The sequence below is a fragment of the Limnohabitans sp. 2KL-51 genome, assembly GCF_003063645.1.
Classification (GTDB): domain Bacteria; phylum Pseudomonadota; class Gammaproteobacteria; order Burkholderiales; family Burkholderiaceae_C; genus Limnohabitans_A.
Genome location: NZ_NESJ01000008.1, coordinates 50,727 through 72,785, shown reverse-complemented (window position 1 = coordinate 72,785; position 22,059 = coordinate 50,727). Strand labels below are relative to the sequence as shown.

The 22,059-nt window shown below is 60.8% G+C and carries 22 protein-coding genes; 3 read left to right on the top strand and 19 right to left on the bottom strand.

Translation table 11 applies throughout. The features are described 5' to 3' along the window. Positions 1–58 precede the first annotated feature (58 nt). Positions 59–1,252: a fumarylacetoacetate hydrolase family protein gene (locus B9Z49_RS10120; RefSeq protein WP_108353319.1), complete on the bottom strand. Its 1,194-nt coding sequence runs from the start codon at positions 1,250–1,252 to the stop codon at positions 59–61. 438 nt (positions 1,253–1,690) lie between these two features. On the opposite strand from B9Z49_RS10120, the gene B9Z49_RS10115 reads away from it, so the two are divergent. After that, a complete protein-coding gene (locus tag B9Z49_RS10115) occupies positions 1,691–2,347 on the top strand; it encodes an OmpA family protein (RefSeq protein ID WP_199225033.1) in 657 nt (218 codons plus the stop codon). Here B9Z49_RS10115 and B9Z49_RS10110 read toward each other — a convergent pair. The 15 genes from B9Z49_RS10110 to B9Z49_RS21580 all read right to left on the bottom strand — a co-directional run bounded on the left by B9Z49_RS10110 (position 2,338) and on the right by B9Z49_RS21580 (position 16,988). After that, the gene (locus tag B9Z49_RS10110) at positions 2,338–2,838 is read right to left on the bottom strand and encodes a MarR family winged helix-turn-helix transcriptional regulator (RefSeq protein WP_369913518.1); all 501 of its coding nucleotides are present in this window, start codon (positions 2,836–2,838) and stop codon (positions 2,338–2,340) included. The genes B9Z49_RS10115 and B9Z49_RS10110 overlap by 10 nt on opposite strands. Further along, positions 2,835–4,553 (bottom strand): acyl-CoA dehydrogenase family protein, encoded by a 1,719-nt coding sequence (locus tag B9Z49_RS10105; protein ID WP_108353318.1) that lies wholly within the window; start codon positions 4,551–4,553, stop codon positions 2,835–2,837. Before B9Z49_RS10105 ends, B9Z49_RS10110 begins: the two co-directional genes overlap by 4 nt. A gap of 41 nt (positions 4,554–4,594) precedes the next feature. Further along, a complete protein-coding gene (locus B9Z49_RS10100) occupies positions 4,595–6,319 on the bottom strand; it encodes a tannase/feruloyl esterase family alpha/beta hydrolase (RefSeq protein ID WP_108353317.1) in 1,725 nt (574 codons plus the stop codon). Between the two features lie 102 nt (positions 6,320–6,421). After that, entirely contained in the window at positions 6,422–7,423 is a 1,002-nt protein-coding gene (locus tag B9Z49_RS10095; RefSeq protein WP_108353316.1) for a tripartite tricarboxylate transporter substrate-binding protein, read from the bottom strand. A gap of 64 nt (positions 7,424–7,487) precedes the next feature. Next, the gene (locus tag B9Z49_RS10090; RefSeq protein ID WP_108353315.1) at positions 7,488–7,907 is read right to left on the bottom strand and encodes a thioesterase family protein; all 420 of its coding nucleotides are present in this window, start codon (positions 7,905–7,907) and stop codon (positions 7,488–7,490) included. A 9-nt stretch (positions 7,908–7,916) separates the two neighbouring features. Next, positions 7,917–8,681 (bottom strand): SDR family NAD(P)-dependent oxidoreductase, encoded by a 765-nt coding sequence (locus B9Z49_RS10085; protein WP_108353314.1) that lies wholly within the window; start codon positions 8,679–8,681, stop codon positions 7,917–7,919. 106 nt (positions 8,682–8,787) lie between these two features. Further along, on the bottom strand, positions 8,788–10,035 hold the full coding sequence (locus B9Z49_RS10080) for a thiolase family protein (protein ID WP_108353313.1): 1,248 nt from the start codon (positions 10,033–10,035) through the stop codon (positions 8,788–8,790). Positions 10,036–10,134: 99 nt separating this feature from the next. Then, positions 10,135–11,985 carry a feruloyl-CoA synthase gene (locus B9Z49_RS10075; protein ID WP_108353312.1) on the bottom strand — a complete coding sequence of 617 codons (1,851 nt, stop codon included), beginning with the start codon at positions 11,983–11,985 and terminating at the stop codon, positions 10,135–10,137. Positions 11,986–11,998: 13 nt separating this feature from the next. Beyond that, positions 11,999–12,745 carry a crotonase/enoyl-CoA hydratase family protein gene (locus B9Z49_RS10070; protein ID WP_369913525.1) on the bottom strand — a complete coding sequence of 249 codons (747 nt, stop codon included), beginning with the start codon at positions 12,743–12,745 and terminating at the stop codon, positions 11,999–12,001. Between the two features lie 212 nt (positions 12,746–12,957). Next, positions 12,958–13,236, bottom strand: a complete 279-nt coding sequence (locus B9Z49_RS10065) for an EscU/YscU/HrcU family type III secretion system export apparatus switch protein (protein WP_108353310.1) — start codon at positions 13,234–13,236, stop codon at positions 12,958–12,960. Next, entirely contained in the window at positions 13,233–14,351 is a 1,119-nt protein-coding gene (locus B9Z49_RS10060) for a hypothetical protein (RefSeq protein WP_108353309.1), read from the bottom strand. The genes B9Z49_RS10065 and B9Z49_RS10060 overlap by 4 nt, the downstream gene beginning before the upstream one ends. 19 nt (positions 14,352–14,370) lie before the next feature. Beyond that, positions 14,371–14,931: a hypothetical protein gene (locus B9Z49_RS10055; RefSeq protein WP_108353308.1), complete on the bottom strand. Its 561-nt coding sequence runs from the start codon at positions 14,929–14,931 to the stop codon at positions 14,371–14,373. Positions 14,932–14,960: 29 nt separating this feature from the next. Beyond that, positions 14,961–16,208, bottom strand: coding sequence for a hypothetical protein (locus B9Z49_RS10050; RefSeq protein ID WP_108353307.1), 1,248 nt, complete (start codon positions 16,206–16,208; stop codon positions 14,961–14,963). A 25-nt stretch (positions 16,209–16,233) separates the two neighbouring features. Further along, entirely contained in the window at positions 16,234–16,728 is a 495-nt protein-coding gene (locus B9Z49_RS10045) for an LPP20 family lipoprotein (protein WP_108353306.1), read from the bottom strand. After that, a complete protein-coding gene (locus B9Z49_RS21580; protein ID WP_146188515.1) occupies positions 16,725–16,988 on the bottom strand; it encodes a hypothetical protein in 264 nt (87 codons plus the stop codon). Before B9Z49_RS21580 ends, B9Z49_RS10045 begins: the two co-directional genes overlap by 4 nt. 92 nt (positions 16,989–17,080) lie before the next feature. Between B9Z49_RS21580 and B9Z49_RS10040 the strand changes: the two genes are divergently transcribed. Beyond that, positions 17,081–18,352 carry a sigma-54 dependent transcriptional regulator gene (locus tag B9Z49_RS10040; protein ID WP_108353305.1) on the top strand — a complete coding sequence of 424 codons (1,272 nt, stop codon included), beginning with the start codon at positions 17,081–17,083 and terminating at the stop codon, positions 18,350–18,352. Between the two features lie 42 nt (positions 18,353–18,394). Here the strand turns inward: B9Z49_RS10040 and B9Z49_RS10035 are convergent, their stop codons facing one another. The 3 genes from B9Z49_RS10035 to motA form a co-directional block, all read right to left on the bottom strand. After that, positions 18,395–18,892 carry a hypothetical protein gene (locus B9Z49_RS10035; RefSeq protein WP_108353304.1) on the bottom strand — a complete coding sequence of 166 codons (498 nt, stop codon included), beginning with the start codon at positions 18,890–18,892 and terminating at the stop codon, positions 18,395–18,397. Between the two features lie 80 nt (positions 18,893–18,972). Continuing rightward, entirely contained in the window at positions 18,973–19,983 is a 1,011-nt protein-coding gene (locus B9Z49_RS21795) for a flagellar motor protein MotB (RefSeq protein ID WP_158273473.1), read from the bottom strand. Next, entirely contained in the window at positions 19,983–20,846 is an 864-nt protein-coding gene (gene motA / locus B9Z49_RS10025; RefSeq protein ID WP_108353303.1) for a flagellar motor stator protein MotA, read from the bottom strand. Before motA ends, B9Z49_RS21795 begins: the two co-directional genes overlap by 1 nt. Before the next feature lie 285 nt (positions 20,847–21,131). Here motA and B9Z49_RS10015 point away from each other — a divergent pair, with 285 nt between their 5' ends. Then, positions 21,132–22,058: a GNAT family N-acetyltransferase gene (locus B9Z49_RS10015; protein ID WP_108353301.1), complete on the top strand. Its 927-nt coding sequence runs from the start codon at positions 21,132–21,134 to the stop codon at positions 22,056–22,058. Position 22,059 lies beyond the last annotated feature (1 nt).

The following is a 22,059-nucleotide window of genomic DNA, read 5'->3' as shown; positions in this document are numbered from 1 at the left end:
TCCTGTCAGAAAGAGCCCGGTGACGCTGGTGGGCCGCCGGGGTGTGGAAAACCCAAAATTATGCCAGCCCCGCCAAGCTTAAGTTCTGACGTTGGCGTTTGGTCAGATCCTGCATCAGCGCACCCACACCATAGGTCCAGGCGGGCGCCTGGTCCGAGGTGCTGACCTGGTTGACCAAGGTGCCCAGTTGCGGGGCCGAGATACTGACCACATCGCCAACCACATGGGTAAAACCCTGGCCGGGGCCATGGCGGTCTTGGGTGGGGGCGAACATGGTGCCCAAAAACAGCAGCATGCCGTCGGGGTATTGGTGGTACTTGCCCATGGCCTGTCCCGCCAGGTCCAGGGGGTCTCGGCTGATTTGGCTCAAGGCGCTGCTGCCTTGCATCACAAAGCCTTCGGGGCCTTGCACTTTGAGGCTCAGCTCGCACTGGCGAACGTCATCGATGTCAAAGTTTTCATCAAAGAGGCGGATGAAGGGGCCGATGGCGCAACTGGCGTTGTTGTCTTTGGCTTTGCCCAGCAGCAAGGCGCTGCGGCCTTCAAAGTCCCGCAGGTTCACGTCGTTCCCCAAGCTGGCACCGACCACTTCGCCGCGGGAGTTGGCCGCCAACACGATTTCAGGTTCGGGGTTGTTCCATTGGCTGCCCGGGTGAATGCCCACCAGGGCCCCGGGGCCGACCGAGCTCATGGGCTGGGCTTTGGTGAAAATTTCAGCGTCTGGCCCGATGCCCACTTCCAGGTATTGCGACCACATGCCTTGGGCCAGCAGTACTTCTTTGAGCCGGGCCGATTCGGGGGAACCGGGTACCACGCTGCGCAAGTTGTCACCAATGACCGCCACCACCGCTTGGCGCACGGCTTCGGCCCGACTGGCGTCGCCACGGGCCTGCTCTTCAATCACCCGCTCGAGCATGCTGGCGACAAAGGTGACGCCAGCGGCCTTGACGGCTTGCAAATCGCACGGGGCCATGAACCAGGCTTGGGCTGCATCACGGCAGGTTTCGTCGCTGTTGGCCAAAGCCTCGGGGGTGCTGGCCAAGCGCGGGGCTTGGCCGCTGCGAACAAAAGCCCCTACCTGATGGGCCAGCTCGGGCAGCTCCAGCAATTGGCTGCTGGTGGGGGCGAGCTGCGACAGATCGAACACATCCTCGGGCGTGACGGCACAAACCACGGCGCCGAAGTCCGGCACCCACAAGCGGCCGATCAGCAAAGCTTGGTGAGCGTCTTGGGGCAATAGGGTGTTCAGCATGGCAGTTTCGAATCAGATGAAAAAAGCGATCGTGACAGATGCCAAGCTGTGGCGCTGTCACCTTGGTGGAGAGGGTGGGATGGCATGGGCGCCCACCCGCCAAACAACTATTGAACTGGCCCCTTGAAGTCTTGAACTGCATGCGAGGGATAGTTTTTTTGTAGGAGCTCACCCCTGTAGGCGATGGGCGTGGAACACGCCCTCAACAGCATCGCCCTGCAAGTCTTCGCCCACGGGGTGGGCTCTTACAAAGACCAAAAGATCCACAGGATCGACAAAAAAATGGGCAATTTAAACTTCAGCGGGCCGAATCAATAAAACAGGGTTTTGAAAGGCCCTTTGTACAAATACTTGCAATGACTGAAGGGTGCGGGACGGTCGGGACGGGCCTGACCGGGTAAATTCGGGGTGCATTCGTTTTGACTGAAAGGAATCAACATGATCATCTCCAACACCCCTTTGACCCGCTTGGGCTTGGCCGCTGTCGCAGCGAGCGTTTTTTTGGCAGGTTGCGCCACCAACAGCGTCACGCCCCAGCAAAAGGGCGCGGGCACAGGCGCGGTGATTGGCGCTGTTGCGGGCCAAATTCTGGGCCGCGACAGCAAGTCCACCGCCATCGGCGCGGGTCTGGGGGCTTTGGGCGGCTACATCTGGTCCAAGAACATGGAAGACAAAAAGCGCGCCATGGAGCAAGCCACGGCCGGCACCGGCACCGTGGTCACGCAAACCCCTGACAACCAGCTCAAGCTGAGCATCCCGAACGACATTTCGTTTGACACGGGGCGCGCCGCCATCAAACCGAATCTGCGGCCCATCCTGGACCAGTTTGCCCAAGGCCTGAGCCAGCAAACGAGCATGGAAGTGCGCATCGTGGGCCACACCGACAGCACTGGCAGCGACGCCATCAACAACCCGCTGTCGGTCAACCGCGCCCAAAGCGCGCGTGACTACTTGGTCTCGCGCGGCGTGAGCGCAAGTCGCATGGCGATTGATGGTCGCGGTTCACGCGAGCCGATTGCCGACAACGCCACAGAATCGGGCCGGGCCCGCAACCGCCGCATCGACATCTTTTTGGCCGAGCGTGGTCAGAGGTAAATTTTTTGCAGCAACGTCAGCAGCGTTTTGCGCTGCGCTGGCGTGAGCTTGGCGGTTTTTTCCAGTTCCAGCTCGGTGGCCGTTTGTTCGGCCTGCACCATCAAGGCCTGTCCCTTGGGGGTGGCGTGCAGGCCCACGGCGCGGCCGTCGTGCGGGTGCGGTTTGCGCTCGATCAGGCCGCGAGCCTCCAGCGACTGGATCAGGCCCACCAGATTGGGGGGCAAGAGGTTGAGCGTGGCGCACAACTGGCGCGAGGTCACTCCTGGGTTATGGCAGATCGTGGACATGACCGAAAAATCCACCGGCTTCAAACCATAAGGGGCCAGGCGCTCCAAAAACAGTTCGATGATGCTCAGCGCGGCCCGGCGGGCGTTGTAGCCCATCAGGGTTTGCAGGTAAGTGGTGTCCAATTGGTCAATGGCCGAACCCATCGCGGGGTCGACCTTAGGGGCACGCGCTTTCTTGGGCGACGGCATGGGGGCTTGCTTCATGCCGCCAGTGTGCACTGCTGCACGATGATGAAAGAGCGCACCTGAAATTCGGGCAGCACCCAGCTGCGCAGAGCCTTTGCGGGGATTGTCCAGCGGGCCTGGGCGTTTGGCGTGCTGTCGTCCACACTCGCTTCGATGCGCAGCCAGGCCCAGTCCATCAGCACCAGCGCCACGGCGCGCAAATAGTCATCGGCCACGCGGTAGGCCAATGCCGCATCTTGCGCGCTGGCTTTGACGATTTGCTGCGTGACGGCGCGCAGGGTCTGGATTCGGGCTTGCGCCGCGGTGCTGGCTTTGGCCGCTTTGGGCAGATCCAAGGCGATGGTGTCCAGCAGCGCATTCATGCCCGTGCCGCCATCGGCCAGCACCTTGCGCACCAAGAGGTCAATCGCCTGAATCTCGTTGGTGCCTTCGTAGATCATGGCCACGCGGGCGTCGCGCACGATTTGCTCAATGCCCCATTCGCGCACATAGCCGTGACCGCCCAACACCTGCAGGCAGTCACTCCCGCCATGAAACGCTTGGTGCGTGAACACCGATTTCATCACCGGCGTGACGAGCGCGCACCAGCGCTGGGCTGAGGCTTGTGTGTCGGCGTTGGGGCTGTGCTTGATCAGGTCGAGTTCGAGTGCCGTGCGGTAGGCCAGCACGCGACCTGCATCGACCCAGGCGCGTTGCGTGTCCAGAATGCGGCGCATGGCGGGGTGCTCTGAAATGAAATCGGCTTCTGCGGCCGACTTTCCTTTGCCCGGTGCCCGCATCTGGCGGCGCTCTTGGGCATAGGCATCGGCTATTTGCCAGGTGGCGTCCAAGAGGCCAATGCCTTGCAGGGCCACATGCAGGCGGGCGGCGTTCATCATCACGAACATCGCGTTCAGGCCCTTGCCCGGTTCGCCCACGATGGTGCACACCGCTTCGTCAAAACGCATCACGCAAGTGGGGCTGCCGTGCAGACCCATCTTTTCTTCGATGCGGTCGCAGTGCACGCGGCTGCGCGAGCCGTCGGGGTAGAACTTGGGGACCAGGAACAGCGACAGGCCTTTGGGTCCGGGCGGCGCATCGGGCAGGCGGGCCAGCACCAGGTGCACGATGTTGTCGCTCAGGTCGTGCTCGCCGCCCGAGATAAAAATTTTGGTGCCGCTGACGGCGTACTGGCCATCGGGCAAAGGGACCGCCTTGGTGCGGGCCAGGCCCAAGTCAGAGCCCGCATGCGGCTCGGTCAGGCACATGGTGGCCAGCCATTCGCCGGTGGCCACTTTCTCTAAATACTGCGCTTTGAGATCGTCGCTGGCGTGGTGCTTGATGCATTCGTACGCGCCGTGCAGCAAGCCTGGTGCCATGGTCCAGCCCATGTTGGCTGCACTCAGCATTTCATAGAGCATGGCTTCCAGCACGGTGGGCAGGCCTTGACCGCCGTCTTCGGTGCTGGACGCCAGCGCAGGCCAGCCCGATTGCCAAAAGGACTGGTAAGCATCCTTGAAGCCCGGTGGCATGGTGACTGCGCCGTCTTTCCACTTTGCGCCGATTTCGTCGCCATCGCGGTTGAGCGGGGCGATGACTTCGCCCACAAACTTGCCTGCCTCTTCCAGCACTTGCTGCATCAGGTCAGCGTCCGCCTCTGCAAAGGCGGGCAGGGCTTGCAGTTGAGCAGGTGCGTTCAAAACGCGTGACAACAGAAACTGCATGTCGTCGGTGCGGGGCTGATAGGCGTTCATGGTCAATTAGAAAAGTTCGCTTCAAGGGCCGAGTTAACGGTTCATTGGCAAGAAAAATTGGCGGCATTTTCCAAAGAGCCGGAGCCCGTGTACTTGGCGACCTTGGGGTAGGCGCACAAGGGGCGTGTGCGTTGTGCGCTCCAGCTTGCTGGCAACTCGGTATTCACACCGCCTGCATTGCCCGCCCCGCGCACTTGTGCGGTGATGCTGCCAGGGGCAATGCCTTGCTCAACCCAAGCCACCAAGGGCGTGAGTGCGTCAAACTGGTCTGCAGCGGGGCCTGCGCTGCAATGGTTCATGCCGGGAATGGGAAAGTGGCGTACAAAGTTGGCGCTGTTGGGGACCTGTTTGGCGACACGATCGACCCAGGCACGTGTGTCGGTTTCAGAGAAAACCGGGTCACTCACCCCGTGGTAAAGCATGATTTTTGCGCCGCGTTGTTGCACATTCTTCATGTTGAGGGGCTGCGCATGGTTCATCGGTGTGATGGTCTCGTCGGCGCTTTCGCTGTAGCCCGGTGGCTTGGCAAAAATACCGTTAAACAAGTTGTCGTAATCGGTATCGAATGCCTTGACGTCCCGCTTGGGGCTGGTGAACACATGGCTCAAGGCGCCAGGGTCCAAGGCCTGCGAGAAAACAAATTTCCAAGTGGCCCAATTGTTGCCCGACACGCCCGTGTCGTAAGGAAATGAGCTGTAGTAAGGCTCTCCCTTGTTGGTTTGGCCACCTTTGAAGACTTGCGCAATGACATTTTTTTGCACGGTACTCAAGCACTTGCCATCGCGCCCTGCGGTGCAACTGGCGACATCTTTTTGCACGTCAAAAGCTTTTTGACAAGCCGAAACATCTTGAACCATGCCGTCGGCCGCACCATCGAGTGCGTCGCATTTGGCCAAAACGGCACGGGCCAATATGTGCCGGTCATCGGCGGTGAAGCCCGCACCGATGTCCGGGAATTTCAAATTCGGATTGAAAGGGTGGTTCACCGTCGGGCCAGCGGGTGCCAAGCTGTTCCACTTCGAAGATCCCCACAGCTGTGCCAACGCGGCGTTGGGTAAACGGTAGCCTGGCGCACCAGCCAAGTAGCCGTCAAACTGTTCTGCATAGCGCGATGCGGCCACCAAGGCATGTCGGCCACCATTGGAGCACCCTGCTATGTAAGAGCGATCCGGCAATTTGCCATAAGCCGTTAGGATCAAAGCTTTGGCCATGGGAGTGATTTTGCCAACGGCGGCGTAACCGTAATCTTGGCGTGCCTGCGGTTCTGAACCAAAGTAAGGGTTTTGCCCAGAGGTGTGCCCGGCATCCGAACTGATGACCGCAAAGCCTTGCGCGAGTGCGCCTGTCAATGGGCCTCCACCCAAAGCCCCCAGTGCGGGTTGCACCACCCCATCCAAGCCGCCGTTGGCTTGGTAGAAAAACCGACCGTTCCAGTCTTTGGGTAAGCGCATTTCAAAGCCAATGGCGTAAGGCTGTCCGTCAGCGCCTTGTCGCTCATGCATCTTGCCTTTGACCAGGCAGTGCTCGCTGACCGAGTAGGCCGTGACTGCGGTGGGTTGCGGACCGTTGCGCACGGCACCGGCTGAAACCCGGGCGGTGGATTCAATGCGTGTCGCCGAGAATTTGAATTGTTCGCGCAGTTCTTCGCATTGAGCCAAAGTGCCGCTTCGCGCAGGGGCCAAATTGGGAGGTGCGCTGGTCTGCAATCCAACGGCACAGCCCGCCAACAACATTGAACTACCCAAAGCCATCCATCGGTTCGTCATGTTCGTTCTTCCTACGTTTTCAGGTTGCAGCGCCCCGATGACCGTGTTGTCGTATCCAGCGACATGGCCATCGAGGAACCATTTTTAAAACGACCTGCTGAATCAGGAGTCGACGCTGAAGCCGATGCGCTTGATCAGCGGGCCCCAACGCTCTAATTCCACTTGCGAGCTCTTGAGTTGGTCTGCGACCGTGCCACCAAAAGGAATCAGGCCCACCACGGTCAAAGCGTCCAGCACGCCTTTGTCTTTGAGGGCGGCATTGATTGCCGCGTTGGCCGCCTGCACCACGTTGGCCGGGGTTTTGGCGGGGGCGTAAAAGCCAAACCACTCTTCCACCGTCAACTCGGGGAAGCCTTGTTCTGCAAAGGTGGCCACATCGGGCACAAAAGGTGAACGGGCTTTACCCGAGGTGGCCAAGATGCGCATCTTGCCGGCTTTGTGGTTGGCAATGAAGTCGCCGTGCGGTGTGAACATGCAAGCGATCTGGCCGCCGACCACGTCGGTCACGCCGGGCACCGAGCCACGGTAGGGCACATGCTTGAACTCGAAGCCCTGGTTTAGGCCCAACAAAGCGCCAATGAAGTGGGGGGTGGAGCCTGCAGCGGGCGAGCCGTAGCTGGCTTGCGCGGGGTTGGCTTTGGCCCAGACGATGAAGTCTTTCACGTTCTTGACGCTGGCAGGCACCATGGGGCCGACGGCAAAACCGTGGTGAATCATGGAGGCGGTGCCCACGGGCGTGAAGTCTTCAAACGGCTTGTACTGGAGGTTTTTGAAGATGTGGGGGTAGAGCGATATGGGCGAGAAAGGGGTCATGGCCAACACCGAGCCGTCGGCGGGTGCGCTTTTGAGCAGGTTCAAGGCAATTTGACCGCCAGCGCCAGGGCGGCTGTCGATGATGCCAGCGTTCTTGCTGTAGGGGGTGCCGCCAAATTTCTCGGCTACGCGGCGGGCGCAGATGTCGCCCGAGCCGCCGGGTGGGAAGCCGTAGAGCACTTTGACCTGCTCGATCGGCAGGCCGCTTTGTGCCCAAGCCTGCTGGAAAGCGGTGCTGCCCAAAAAGGCTGCGCCGATGGTGGATTGAATGAATTCGCGACGGTTGCTCATGCTTGTCTCCTCGAAAGGGTGGGTTGAAAAACTCAGGTTGGGGGAAAACGGAAAATGAAAATCATCAACTGCACAAAGCCTTGATGTCTTCGGGCACAGCGATCGCTTTGATGCGGTCGGGGTCTTCGGGGTGCTTGATGCAAAAGGCGCGCACTTCGGTGCCTTCGCACAGCACGGTGTCGCCGCGCATCACCACATGCTTGTGCACAAACACTTTGTCGCGCCATTCCTGCACGCTGGTGTGCACTTGAATGGTTTCGCCATAGGTGGCGGGGCGGATGAACTTGGTGTGGATCTCCAACAACGGCGTGCCGATGATGCCGCGTGTCTTGACCAGCTCGCGCCAAGGCAAGATGCCGCACTTCATGAAGAAGTTCAGCGACGAAGCGTCCATCCACTTGGAGAAGTTGGGAAAGAACACGATGCCTGCAGGGTCGCAGTCGCCGAACACCACTTGCACGTCGTAAACAACGGTTTTGCTCATGTTCGGCTTTCAGCGTGGCGCCATGCGCAGTGCACCGTCCAGGCGAATCACTTCGCCGTTCAGGTGGTCATTGCTGACGATGTGGCAAGCCAGTTCGGCAAATTCGCTGGGCTTGCCCAGGCGTGCCGGGAAGGGAATGCTGGCGGCCAGAGATTGCTGGATCGGCTCGGGCAAGCTCGCCAATAAAGGCGTCTTGAACAGGCCGGGTGCGATGGTGCACACGCGGATGCCGTGCTGCGCCAGGTCACGGGCCATGGGCAGCGTCATGCCCACCACACCGGCCTTGGAGGCGCTGTAAGCCTGCTGGCCCACTTGGCCATCAAACGCAGCAACCGAGGCGGTGAAGACCATCACACCTCGCGCACCGTCTTCCATGGGGTCCAGCTTGGTGCAGGCCTCGGCAAACAAGCGGGCCGCGTTGTAGGTGCCGATCAGGTTGACGTTGATGACCTTGGCGAACTCCTCCAGCGGTGCGGCCTTACCGTCCTTGCCGACCACGCGTTTGGCGGTCCCGATGCCGGCGATTTGCATCAGGATGCGGGCGGGGCCGTGTGCAGCGGCAGCAGTCTCGATGGCCTGAGCCATGCTGTCGGGGTCAGACACGTTGCAGTGCACCGCAACGCCGCCAATCTCGGCTGCCACGCGCTCGGCATTGGCCATGTTCAGGTCGAGTATGGCGACCTTGGCGCCCAGACGGGCCAGTTCGCGGGCCGTGGCCTCACCCAAACCAGAGCCACCGCCGGTGACCAATGCTGCTTGTCCTTGGATATTCATGTCTGTTCCTTTAAATGTCGGTTTTTGTAGGAGCCCACCCCGTGGGCGATGGGCGCGGCACGCGCCCTGAAAACCATCGCCCACAGGGTGGGCTCCTACATGGGGGTCATGCTTCGGGGTTTTCGATCAACAGCGCAATGCCTTGGCCGCCGCCCACACAAGCGCTGGAGATGCCGTAGCGCAAACCGCTGCGTTGCAACTCACGCGCCAGCGTGATCGTCAGGCGCACGCCCGTGGCGGCCAGCGGGTGGCCTAGCGCGATGGCACCGCCGTTGACGTTGAGCTTGGTCACATCCAGGCCCAGATCTTTGGCCACGGCCAGGGTTTGCGCGCCTTGCGCTTCGTTGATTTCGAATCGGCCAATGTCCGACAGCTTCAGGCCCGTGCGCTCCAGCAGCAAACGAATGGCGGGCGCTGGGCCAATGCCCATGATCTCTGGCGGCACGCCCACGGCCGCAGCGGCCACCACACGTGCAATCGGTTTTTTGCCTTGGGCTTTCGCATAGGTGCCCGACGTGACCACGCACGCAGCCGCCGCATCGACCAAGGCTGAGCTGTTGCCACCGGTCTGCACGCCGCCTTCGTAAACCGCCCGGAGCTTGCCCAGCACCTCGGCTGGCGAGATGCGCGGGTGCGTGTCGGCGCTGACCTCGGTCACTTTGCCTTGCAGCTTGATGCCCCGGGAAACGTAGCCTTCGAGCTCAAACTTTTCGGTGACCACCGGCACCATCTCGCCCGCATGAAAACCAGCGGCCTGCGCGGCCACGGCCTTGGCAAACGAGTCCGACGCGAACTGGTCAACCTCTTCGCGGGTGATCTTGTATTTCTTGGCCAGGTTCTCGGCGGTCTGGATCATGTTGATGCCCGCGGCCGGGTCTTTCAGGGCTTCCCACATGAAGTCTTTGAAGCCCACGGGCGCGCCCAACTTGAAGCCGGTGCGGTGGTCAAAGGCGGCAATCGGGTTGCGCGTCATGCTCTCGGTGCCGACCACCAGCGCGGCCTCGCACACACCCGCTTCAATCTGCTCGCCCGCCTGGCGAAACAACTCAAACCCGGTGCCGCAAATGCGCTGCACCATGATGGCGGGCACCTCTTGTGGCACACCGGCGTACAGCCCGATATGGCGCGGCAGCACAAACTGGTCAAAGTCGCCCGGGGCCATGTTGCCGGTGATGACCGAGCCGATGTCGTTGGGGACGATGCCTGCGCGCTTTAGTGCTTCACGAGCGGCCTTGATGCCCAGGTCTGTGGGCGAGATGTGGCCCAAAGCGCCGCAGTAATCGACCATGGGCGTGCGCACGCCCTCGTGCATCCACACATCGGCAAACGCATTGAAAAATCCTTTGGAAGCCATGTCTGTTCTTTCTGTGTTGTGTAGGAGCCCACCCCGTGGGCGATGGCTTGAGCAACGTGAGCCGACCCATCGCCCACGGGGTGGGCTCCTACAAGGGAATCATTGAGGTTGGATGATGTTCGGCAAGCTACCCGCGTGCAAAGCAGCCACCATGTCGGCCCGGTGCGCGAGCACCGAGCGTTGGTTGATCGAGCCTTTGTCGGTGATCTCGCCCTTGTCGATGGTGGGCGGCTCACTGAGCAGGCACAGCCGGGCGATGCGGTTGGCGCTGCCGGTGGCAGTTTGGGCCAGTGTGTTGACGACGTCCTGGAATTTGGCCAGCACCGGGGCCGTCGCAAGCACGGCAGACATCGGCGCATCGGCGGCCAGGCCGCTGAGCCCTCGTACAGCAGGCGTTGTGAAGATCATGGCGCCGACCTCCTTCAGGTCCAGGCCCGTCAGCACCGCGTCCTGAACGTAAGGCGCGCCCGCCGCAATGATCTTGGCGCGCAGCGGGCCCACGCTGACAAATGTGCCAGTGGCCAACTTGAAGTCTTCGGCAATGCGGCCGTCAAACTTCAGGCCCAAATGTACATTGGTGTCGTCAATCCATTGGACCGCGTCACCCGACTTGAAGAAGCCTTCTTCGTCAAACGCACCGGTGGTTTCATCGGGGTTGCGCCAGTAACCGGGTGTGATGTTGGGGCCTCGGTAGCGCACCTCGGTTTTGCCTTGCGTGCCCACGAGCTTGAGTTCCAGGCCCGGGGCGGGCACGCCCAGGTCACCCGCTTGCACCAAGGGGTTGGTCACAAAAATACCAAAGGGGCCAGACTCTGTCATGCCCAGGCCGGTGCCCATGACGATGCGCTCACCGATTTCGCGCTCTTGCGATTCTGAGAGGCTGTCCCAAATCGGTTGGGCCAAGGTGGCGCCGGCGAAAAAGAACATCTGCACTCGCGACAGCAGGGTTTTGCGCAAGGTGTCGTCGGTCTTCATGGCGAGGGCAATCGCCTCAAAGCCGGTGGGCACGTTGAAGTACACGGTGGGCGCAATCTCGCGCAGGTTGCGTAAGGTCTCGTGCATCAGCGCGGGCGTGGGCTTGCCGTCGTCGATGTAGAGCGTGCCGCCGTGGAACACCGTCATGCCAAAGTTGTGGTTGCCGCCGAAGGTGTGGTTCCAGGGCAGCCAGTCGACCAGCACCAGTTCGTGCTCGGCCAGCACGGGCATGGATTGCGCCATTTGCTGCTGGTTGGCGCACCACAGGCGCTGCGTGTTGATGACCGCCTTGGGCAGCTTGGTCGAGCCGCTGGTGAACAAAAACTTGGCGATGGTGTCGGGGCCGGTGGCGGCCATGGCGGCATCTACCGCGGCTGTGGCGTGGGTGGCGCAGAGGCTGTCAAAAGCCGTGACCGTGCGGCCGGGCACTTGGCCCTCGACCATCACCACTTCCATGTCGTCGGCCACTGTGGCGGCGATCGCCTTGGCATAGCGGGCGTCGGAGGCAAACACCAGGCCGGGCGTGACGGTGCGCAGCACATGCTTGAGCTTGTCGAAGTCCACGCTGACCAAGGAGTAGGGCGGTGAGGTGGGCACAAAGGGCACGCCAGCCACCAGGCAACCCAAGGACAGTAAAGCGTGCTCAAGGCTGTTTTCGCTCAGGATGACAACGGGTCGCTCGGCGTTCAGGCCCCGGTCGAGCAGGCTTTGCGCGATGCTGCGCGCTGTTTGCCAGGCTTGGACATAAGTGATGTGCCGCCAGTCGCCCAGCGTGCCATCGGCTTGCGGGATGCGCCGCGCCATGAAAGTCTGCTCGGGTTTGACCTGTGCCCAGTGCTGCAGGCGATCGGTCAGGCGCTCAGGAAAAGCCTGCAGCGCCTGATCGGCTTGCAGGTAACGCGTGCCGGGTGCGCCATCGCGCACGCTGACGCGGGTCACGCCGAACTTCAGGGGACGGAATTTGGGGGCGTTCATGCGCTTCTCCGGGTCAGCTTTTTTGCACCTTGGCCGCCTTGCCTTCCAGGAAGGCGCGGACACGGGCTTTGGCTTCGGGGGCGGCTTGGGCGATCGAGGCCATCAGGGCTTCGGTGAACAGGCCATGGTCTGCCGGTTGTTCGGCAATGCGGGGCATGGCGTGCGTGAGCGCAAAGTTGGTCAGCGGCGCGTTGGTGGCGATGCGGGTGGCCAGCTCGATGGCCTTGGCCAAAGCCGTGCCGGTGGGCACAAGGTATTGGGCAAAGCCCACGCGCTCGCCCTCTTGCGCGTCGTACACACGGCCCGTGAGCATCATGTCGATCATGCGCGCCGTGCCGATCAATTTGGGCACCCGCACCGAACCGCCGCCGCCCACAAAGATGCCGCGTGTGCCTTCGGGCAGCGCGTAAAAAGTGCTCTCGTCGGCCACGCGGATGTGGCTGGCGCTGGCCAGCTCCAACCCGCCACCCACCACCGCGCCGTGCAGCGCACTGACCACGGGCACGCGGCCTTGTTCCACCGCGTTCAGCGCCACATGCCAGCCGCGCGAGTGGTGAATGCCTTCGCCGGCGTCGCGCTCCTTGAGCTCCGACAAATCCAGCCCGGCGCAAAAGTGGTCGCCCTCACCGTGAATCACCGCGGCGCGGGCTTCGGGGGGCAAGTTCTGAAACACATCACGCAGCGCTTCAATCAGGGCGTCGTTGAGCGCATTGCGCTTGGCCGGGCGGCACAGGCGCACCACGGCCACAGCGCCTTGCATGTCCAGACTAACGCCATGGGCGGCGGCTCGTTCCAGGATGGGGTGGGGAGAGATGTTCATCGCAAAGGGTCCTAGGCGGGTCTGGAGCAGAAAGTGCAATAAGGTTATTGCTGATAACCATATTGTGCGTACCAGAAGGCTTGGGATTGCCTGGTGTTTACCCTAGGTTTGCGACTGAATGTGCCCAGCTGTGGTTAGCCAGGCGGGGCGAATTACGGGGTTTTTTCGTCGCCCGGGCGCATGCCCTTGAGCCAGTAGACCCAAGACAAAATCACGGCCACGGCGGTGTAAAGCTCGGGAGGAATTTCCTTGTCCAGGTCGATGCGGCTGAGCAAGGCCAGCAGCTGGGGGTCCTCGGCCACGTACACGCCGTGGCGCTGAGCTTCGTCGATGATGCGTTGGGCCAACTCGTCTTCACCCCTGGCGCTGATGATGGGGGTTTTGCGCTTGCCATACTCCAGCGCAATCGCTTCCTTCAGTGGGGCTTTCATGTCTGCACATCCAGCAAGCTGCCGGTTTCGGGCGGGTTCCAGGGCATGGGCTCGGAAGGACCTGGGCCGTGGATGATTTGCAGCCGGGTCATGTTCAGGCCTGCGCTGTCCAGCTCTTCGGCCAAATTGGGCGTCAGGTCGCGTGCCCGTTTCACCACATCCTCGCGCAAGGCCCACATGACCATGTCGACTTCGGTCTGGTCGCTGATGCGTGTTTGCAGCCACACTTCGCCCAGTTCGCGGTTGCGGGTGTGCAAGTGAATGACCAGCGGTGCCTTTTCTTCGCCACGCCTGCTGCGGCCCCGCACAAATCGCAGCGCCACGGGTTCGGCGTCCGAAAAAGGCAGCATCATCGAAAACACCCATTCGCGCCCCGTCAGGGTTTCGGCCGCAGTGAATTGGTGCGACTCGATGTCGTCGATGGCATCCTGCACACGGCTCGTCGCCTCGTGGCTCGTGCTTTGCAGCAGACGCAACAACTGCCGCAGGCCCGACTTCAAGTCAACCAGACCACTGCCGTGGCCCTGTGACAGCAAAGCTTCGGTCATCAGGCCGCTGCGCTGCATGAGTTGCTGCAGTTTTTCTGGGGTCAGTTGGGCCATGCTTGGGCGCAAGCGTTGCCACTGCTGCAGTGCTGCCAGCTCGGGAGACGCTGGGTTCAGGCTTTGCAACAGGCTGTCCAGACCGCCCGGGCGCAGCAGCAGGGCCAGGGCACCCATGTCGGGGGGTCTGAATCCCAGCTGCTGCATGCGGTTGGGCATTTGCGCCAAAGGTGCAGCGGCTGCTGGGGGCGTTGCACCGGTGGCTTGCAGCGGGCGCAGCCAAATTGAGCCGTCGTTTTGCAACTGCACCCGAAACAAAGCGGTGTCGCCAGAGGCCAGGCGCAACCCCGCGGGCAGGTCTTTGGGCAAGTCGATGAAACGGCCGGCTTGTGCGGGGTCTTGCAGGATCAGACGGATCCGGTCTTGACGGTTCTCGACGGTGGATTGAATCACCTGGCCGTCGCGCAAGCCCAGTTCGGCGGCGCTGCGTTCGACCACCAAGGGCAATTTCCCTTCCAGGTAAATGGTGGGAATTTTGGGGTTGAGGTGGGCGGTTTCAGCCCCGGTGATCATGCTTCGGCCTGCGCTGCGATCAGGGGTAACGCACCCAGCGGCGCTGGTCGTTCGGGTCGGGCGCGGCCTTTTGTGGTGCCTGCTCTTCAGCCCCTTGGAACAAAGCTGCTGCCCCCGGGTGCTGGCTCAACACCATCTGGCGCAAGGCCGGCATGCTGGGCACCTTCAATTGGGCCCCAGACCGCATCTGATGGGGAGATCCCGATGGAAAAACCTGCGGGTTCAGGCTCACAAAGGCCTTGCGCAAAACGTCAGGATGCAAAGGGACATCGGGCAACGCCCTGCGGATGACGCGGTCCAGCGTCTCGCCGCGTTGCACGGTGACCATGCTGCCAGCCATGGCTGAGGCTGCGGAGGTTAAGGCTGGAGGGCTGGCTTGCGCAGGACCGCCGGCCGAGTGGGCCGGTGTTGGCGGCAAGCCGCCCATTTGCTGGAACGCGGCTTGCGGGCCCAGCAGGGCTTTCAGCGCAAGGGCCCCGGCCGATTCAGTCGACCAAGCTGCCGAGCTCCAGCTGACCAGCGCGCAGCTGCCCAGCAACCAAGTGGCCAAGTGACGGTGAGAGCAGACGGCAGAAGTCATGAGGGTATTGTGGTTCGGGTTGAACAGGTTCACAAGGGCAGGGCCATCCAGGCGCCATGCGAGGCCAGAGCCGGGCCTGCCAATTGTTGCAGCTCGGTGCGGTGTGAGCCGACCTTGACCACTTGGGCCAGAGCCAGGTGCTGGGCCACCCCAGGTTCCAGCATGCGGGCCGGCACATGGGCAGGGTCCATCAAAAGCACGCGGTCACCGGGGCGCAATCCGCTGTCAAAGCCCGCTTGCAGCTCGAGGGACTGCGTGCCTTGGCGGCGCACATGGAACTGCACCGGTTCGCACTCGGTTTGCTTGTCCAGCTGGGCCACCCATTGGCGCATGCGCTCTTGCAGCAGGCCCTGCATTTGCTGCGCCCACGCCGTGGGGCTATGCGACAGGGCCAGGGGAGCGACCGAGATGATTTGTTCGATTTGCCACTGGGGCACCAGGCGCGAGGCCGGGCTGAGCTTTTGGCCCAGGCGCAAGCTCAGTGTCCAGCGCAACGGCGGGGCGCTTTGGTTCAAGCTCAGGCGATCCGTCCAAGACCGTGCCTCCGCCGGTGCGTGCGGCTGCAGCGAAATCTCGGCCATCCAGCCGCTGCGCTCCTCGGTCTGGCCGGTGAGGGCGCGCATGTAAGCGTTGTCCAACTGTGGGGCCACTTGCGTCACATTGTGCGTGCGCCAGCGCTGAGAGACCTGCATGTTCTGGCTCCACGCCTGTTGCGCCAAACCCACCAGGGTCTGGCTGGCAAACAGCTGCGGGCCACTGAAACCCTCGGGCATCACGACCTGCACGCCCAAAGGCAAACGCCAGGGACGGGGCGGAGCCTTGCAGCTTTGGTCTGCGCCTACCGGCTTCCAGCCCCAGGGCAAGACCTCGGCGCTGACCTGGGTCACGGGTTCGTCGCCTTGTACATAAGACAAGACCCGCACGCCGCGCACCTGCGCCTCGGAGTGGAAATGGGCGCTCTCGTGCAAAGCCCCCTTGTCGTCCACCCAGGCCGTGCTGACCACCCGTGTGGGCCGATCCAGGGTCGCTTCCAAAATCGCCTGACGGATGGCGGCCAGCTGGGCGTCGTATTCTTTTTGAGGGTTATTCTGGGCGGCCTTGGCCGACTGGGCTTGGGCATTCAACAACGCCTGCACCGGGGCCGAAGCCAGCGCTTTGGCCGCCAACTCGGCAGGGCTGGGGCTTTGGGCAGCGGCTCCACTGGCCAGCGCACAGGCCAGCACGGCAGCGCTGATGCGCAGCCAGGCAGGGCGGGGCGAGTTCAAAAGGGCCAGCATGGGGTCATTCCAATCCGAGGGGCGATCAGCGGCGGCGCGAAGCCATCTGACCCAAGTACAAGGCACGTAAATCGCGCACCACGTACTGGTCCAGCGACATGGTGGTCTCGTAAGTGTCTTCACCCACCGGGGTGATGCTGACCATGGTGGCGCCATAAATCACGCCCTCCACCTTGGCGCGGAAGGTGTCGCTCATCACCGTCATGTCGGCCACCGTGGTGGTGGCGTCGAGTTGCTGGCCATAGACCTGTTCGGTCAATGAGCGGTAGGCGTCCAGTTTGGAAGCACGGATCGCCAACAGACGTTGCTGGGCCGGGTTCTTGTGGTTTTGCACGCTGATCACGGCGTAACCGGTGGCCACCAGGGTTTCACGTTTTTCCACCAAGGGGCTGACCATTGAGGGGGCCGGGCTTGACGTGACCGTGCTGTCCTGGCCCATGATGTTCAAGGGCACGGATTGGCATCCGGCCAAGGCCAAGGTGGTCAGCAAGGCGGCTGCCAGTGATCGGTTACGGGTCATTGTGCTTCTCCATGAACGGGCACCCACGCCAACCAAAGCGGCGGGTGGATGTGTTGTGTCTTGATGCATACATCGACAGTAATGTCCAGGTCTTGAGTTGCAGCCGGGCTTTGCAGCGTCTGTGGGGTCATTTTTCGACAAATAAAAATCCAAATGTGAACTATAAAATTATTATTTTTTATGATAAAACTGTATTTTTTGGAAATACTTGCTAAAGTGTGATTTTTAATTGATAAAACAGCCAGTGAAATGACCGACACCTGCTCTTCAACTGCGGCTTGGCGCTTTCAGTGCAACTTGCCAGATCGGCATGCCCCGAACGCCGCTTGGTCCCACCCCACACTGAATTGACATGAAAGCCAGCGCCAAAACCCAAATCATTGGACAAAGCCGAGCGACGCAGTTTTTGCGAGAACTCATCCAGACTTTGGCGGCGTCATCTTCGACAGCCCTGGTCACCGGCGAAAGTGGCACTGGCAAAGAACTGGTGGCCCAGGCCTTGCATGCCCAAGGCCCTCGCGCTGGCGGCCCCTTTGTGCCCATCAACTGCGGGGCCATCCCGCGCGAGCTGATCGAAAGCGAACTGTTCGGTCACCGCAAAGGCGCCTTCACGGGGGCTGTGGCCGACCGTTTGGGCCGATTCGAGTTGGCGCACGGCGGCACCCTGTTTCTGGACGAAATCGGCGACCTGCCCATGGACATGCAAGTCAAGTTGCTGCGCGTCTTGCAAGAGCGCTGCCTCTTGCCCGTGGGCGCCTCGCGTGAAGTGCCGGTGGACGTGCGTGTGGTCGCGGCCACCCACAAAAACCTCGAATCAGAAGTGGCTGCGGGGCGTTTCCGGGAAGACCTGTATTACCGTATCAATGTCTTGCCCATCACCACCACCGCCTTGCGTGAGCGGCCTGACGACATCGCTGCCTTGCTGCAGTTTTATGCGCAAAAGCACACCCTGCCCGGCAACCGCCCCCTGAAGTTTGCAACCGACACGCTGCTGATGCTGCAGGCCTACGCCTGGCCGGGCAATGTGCGCGAATTGTCCAACCTGGTGGACCGCTTCTCGACGCTGTTCCCCTCGCAAACCCTGCAGGTGCACACCGTGCCCGCCTGCATGATGCCTTCGGGCCTGGCCGCTTTGCAGGCCCAACGCCTGAGCCAAATGCCCACGCCAGCCCCGCAGCCTTCGCTCATGGCAGCCGCTTCGGCCCCGCAAGAATCCTTGGCCCCGCAAGACGCTTTGGCACCGGAAGAGCCCAACTGGATAGCCGCCACAACTGGTGACGCCGAAAGCCCCTGGGCTGACAATGATCCGCTGAGCCATTTGTTTGCAGGCAGCGACAACCCTGCTCCCGTCCCCCGAGCCGCCTTCGCCCCCATGCCTTTGTCTGCCTCCAACGACGAAATGAGTTCGGTCGAAGAAGTCATCTTGCTGGCTCAAGGCATTCAGACCCTGCCGCCCGACGGCATCTCGCTCAAGCAACACCTGATCGACATCGAGCGTAACCTGATCGAGCAAGCCCTCAGCCGCACCCAAGGCAATGTGTCTCAAACGGCCAAGCTGCTGCAGCTGCAAAGAACCACACTCATCGAAAAAATCAACAAGTACGAACTGCGCGGCATGGCCTGAGAAGTCTTAAGGAAAGGCGTTGCAGACCCATTGTGGTCGAACTCAGAACGGCGGTTTGATCACTTTGGCGCAAGTGCCCTTGATGAGCTTGACGTTGCGCCCGTCATTCAGGCTCAGGGATTGCACAAAACGTCCTGTCTTGCGGTCCACGACAAACTCTTCGCCGGTGATCATCACGCCAAACCGCTGAAACATGGCAGGGCGGTAAATCTTCAGTCGTGTGCCCATCAGCTGCAGGCTCCCAGAACGGCTTTCGGAGATGGCAATTTTGCCTTGGTACCAGCCTGACTTTTTCTCGAAATCAATCTGTGCCATGGTGATCCTGGAGGGCTCGTTTTCCTTGATGCCCAAAGCCAGTTGACCGTCCAGGTCCAGTTCCAGCTCGCAAATCAGATCCATCACCCCCTTGCTGTCACCGGGCATGCTTTCGGCGGTCAGATTGGGCTCAGAAAGACTTTCCCCCATGAGGTGCACCATGCCCCAGATGCCACCCATGACCAAAAGACCAATGGCGATGCCGATTGCAGTGTTTTTCAACATGGGGAAACCTTTAAAAGGTGTTGGCGCAAGCCAAGGCGATAAGTCATCTTAACGTGCAATAAAGTTGCATTCACACCTGATTACTGGTTAAGCACCGTGATGCTGACGCGGCGGTTGCGCGGGTCGGCAGCATTGCCCGGTACTTTGGGATTGGTATCAGCCACCCCCTCGATGCGTGAGAAACGATTGCCACTGATGCCCTGGGACTGCATGAACTGCCGCGTGGCATCGGCCCGCTCGGTCGACAAAGTCCAATTGTTGCGCATGCTGTCGGGTGCGAAACCCATGCTGTCGGTATGCCCACGAATCGACAATTTGTTGGGCAGTGGTTTGAGCGATTGGGTCACTTCGGCCATCAGGGCGGCCGCTTTGCTGCCCATCACCGCGCCGCCAGAGCTGTACATGGCAAAGTCGGCCTTGTCGATCACCTCAATGCGCAAACCGTCTTTCTCGCGCGTGATGCTGACCTGGTCCTTGAGCTTTTCAAATTCTTTGCTTTCAGACAATTTCTGTTTGATCTCTTTTTCAATCTTGTCGAAATTTTCCTTGTCCTGTTTCTGGCCTGACGAGCCACTGCCGCCACCCTCGCCGGGTGAGCCGGAACCCGTGGCTTTGCCGGGGTCTTGGTCAGAGGGGCCGTCCTTGTTGTTCTCTTCCTTGGATGAGCCAAAGCTTTCGCCAGGGCCACCTTGGGCCTGAGGCGTCAAACGCTCAAGCAATGCGGTCTGCTTGGCGGAGAAAGGGAACCCATCGGTGTCGATGATGGACTTGCCACCGAACAAACCATTAGAGCCCGCCATTTCACCAAACACGATCTGGCTGTGGGAAGCGGGCCTGAAATAGTCCGCCACACTTTTGCGCCTGTCCTCGGTGCTGGCACCCAACAGCCACATCAACAAGAAGAAAGCCATCATGGCTGTCATCATGTCGGCCAGGGCGATTTTCCAGGCGCCGCCGTGCGCTCCCGCATGGCCATCGTCGGCGATGATTTTTTTGACAATGATGATGGGCCGCAACGCCTCTGCAGCAGCAGCAGCTGCTGCTGCGACTTCCTCGGGCGTTCCCGCTGCGGCTTTGTCTGCCTCGGCCATCAGGATCCTCGCATGCCGTCAAAGACTTCGGAAAAACTCGGTTGGTTATGGTGTGAAATGCAGGCCCGTGCGGACTCGATCACCAACGGTTGCGGGTGGCCCTTGAGGTTTCCCACGATCATCTCGCGGATCACGTCGAAGGCTTGCGCGTCTTCGTTGATGATCTGGGTCAGTCGCCCTGCAAAGGGCTCAAACATGCCGTAGGCCAAAAACACGCCCATCAGCGTACCCACCAGCGCGGAGCCAATCAGCGCACCCAACACAGGAGGGGGTTGATCAATCGAACCCATGGTTTTCACCACACCCAACACGCAGGCCACGATACCCAGCGCGGGCAAACCCCCCGCAATGCCGGCCAAAGCGCCGGGAGCCAACAAGGCCTCGTGGTGGTGCACCTTGATCGCCTTTTTCATCAAATCATCCAAGGCATCGGCGTCCAGATTGCCCTGCGAGATCACCATCAAACGAAGGGGATCGCAAATCATTTGAACGATGGAGTGGTCCTTGGCCAGCTTGGGGAATTCACCAAAAATCGGGCTGGAGTCTGGGTTTTCAACGTGCGATTCTAGCGCCACCACGCCTTCTTTTTTCATCACCGTTTGCAGTTTGCCCACCAGCAGCATCAAAGCCAGGTAGTCGGCTTGGTGAAAACTGGGTCCTTTGATGCACTTGCCGATGCCGCCCATGGCCGCCTTGAAAACAGGAAAGCTGTTGGCCACCAAAGAAGCGCCAATGGCCGACCCCCCGATGATCAGAAATTCGAAAGGCGCGGCCTTGATGATGGGGGCCATCTTGCCGCCAGCGATGACGTAACCGCCAAACACCGCACCAAAAACAACCGCTAAACCGACAAAGAAAAACATGGTGGCCCTTTAAGTCTAGACAATGCACCAAACACCGATGCACCAACCCAGCGTCCATTGAAAAAAGAAGTCGATCAAATTGCCCAGCAAAATGACAGGCAGACCCAAATACAGCGCCCCCCACGCCCACCCCGAAATTGTCAAGCGGGCTTTAGAAATGTCATGCCCCAAGATGGCATGTTCTTTAGGAGATGACGAGCTCATTTTTTCCGTTAACACCTGTATTTATCGGTTTCAAATGCGTTATCTTGAGTCGAATTTGAAAAATTTGCCTATTATGACGAGATGGATTTGAAATGGGAGCAATTGCCACAAGCCGATTGGGAAGAATTTCATTCGACCCAGCGCGGCGCTTTGCAGCAGGCATGGAACTACGGCGAAGCCTTGACCGCATTGGGTGTGAACATGTCGCGGGCCATGGTCTGGCAAGAAGGCCAACTGGTGGCCATTGCCCAATTCATGTGCAAACGGGTGCTGGGCTACATCTCTTTGGCCTCTTGCACGCGGGGCCCGATCTTTCATCCCGACCTCAGCCCCGCGCAACGTGCGGACATCTACAAGCGCCTGCGCCAAACGATCCCGCTGCCGCGCCTGAAAGTCCCCTTGTTTTCGCCCGACCGCACCGGCGAACAACTCGATCCGCTCGAAACCCGAGGCCTGTCGCGGGTGATGACTGGCTACTCCACGGTGCTGCTCGACTTGACTCAGCCGCTCACTACTTTGAAAGCCCAGCTCGAGGGCAAGTGGCGCAACCGCTTGAACAAAGTGCAGGCCAATTTGAAGCTGCGCGTCCATGTACAACCGAGCCGCAAGCGTTGTGATTGGCTGCTGGGCCAGGAACTGGCCCAGCGCGAAGCGAAAAAATTCCATGGCTTGCCCACCGATTTTGTGCAGGCCTACATCGCCGCTGCGACCGACCCGCGTCAGGCCTTTGTGGTGGCCTATGCAGAACTCGGCAAGAACACCGTGGGGGGCATGCTCTTTCTGATTCATGGCCGAGTGGCCAGTTACCATATGGGCTGGGCTGACGAAGAGGGCCGGCAAATCAATGCCCACAACGCATTGCTCTGGCAGGCCATGGCTTACTTGCAAGAGCAAGGCGTCGAGCTGCTCGATCTGGGGGGCGTCAACACCCACGATCTGCCGGGCATCTCTCGCTTCAAATTGGGCACCGGTGGTCAAGCCATCACCCTGGCGGGCACTTATTTTTGAG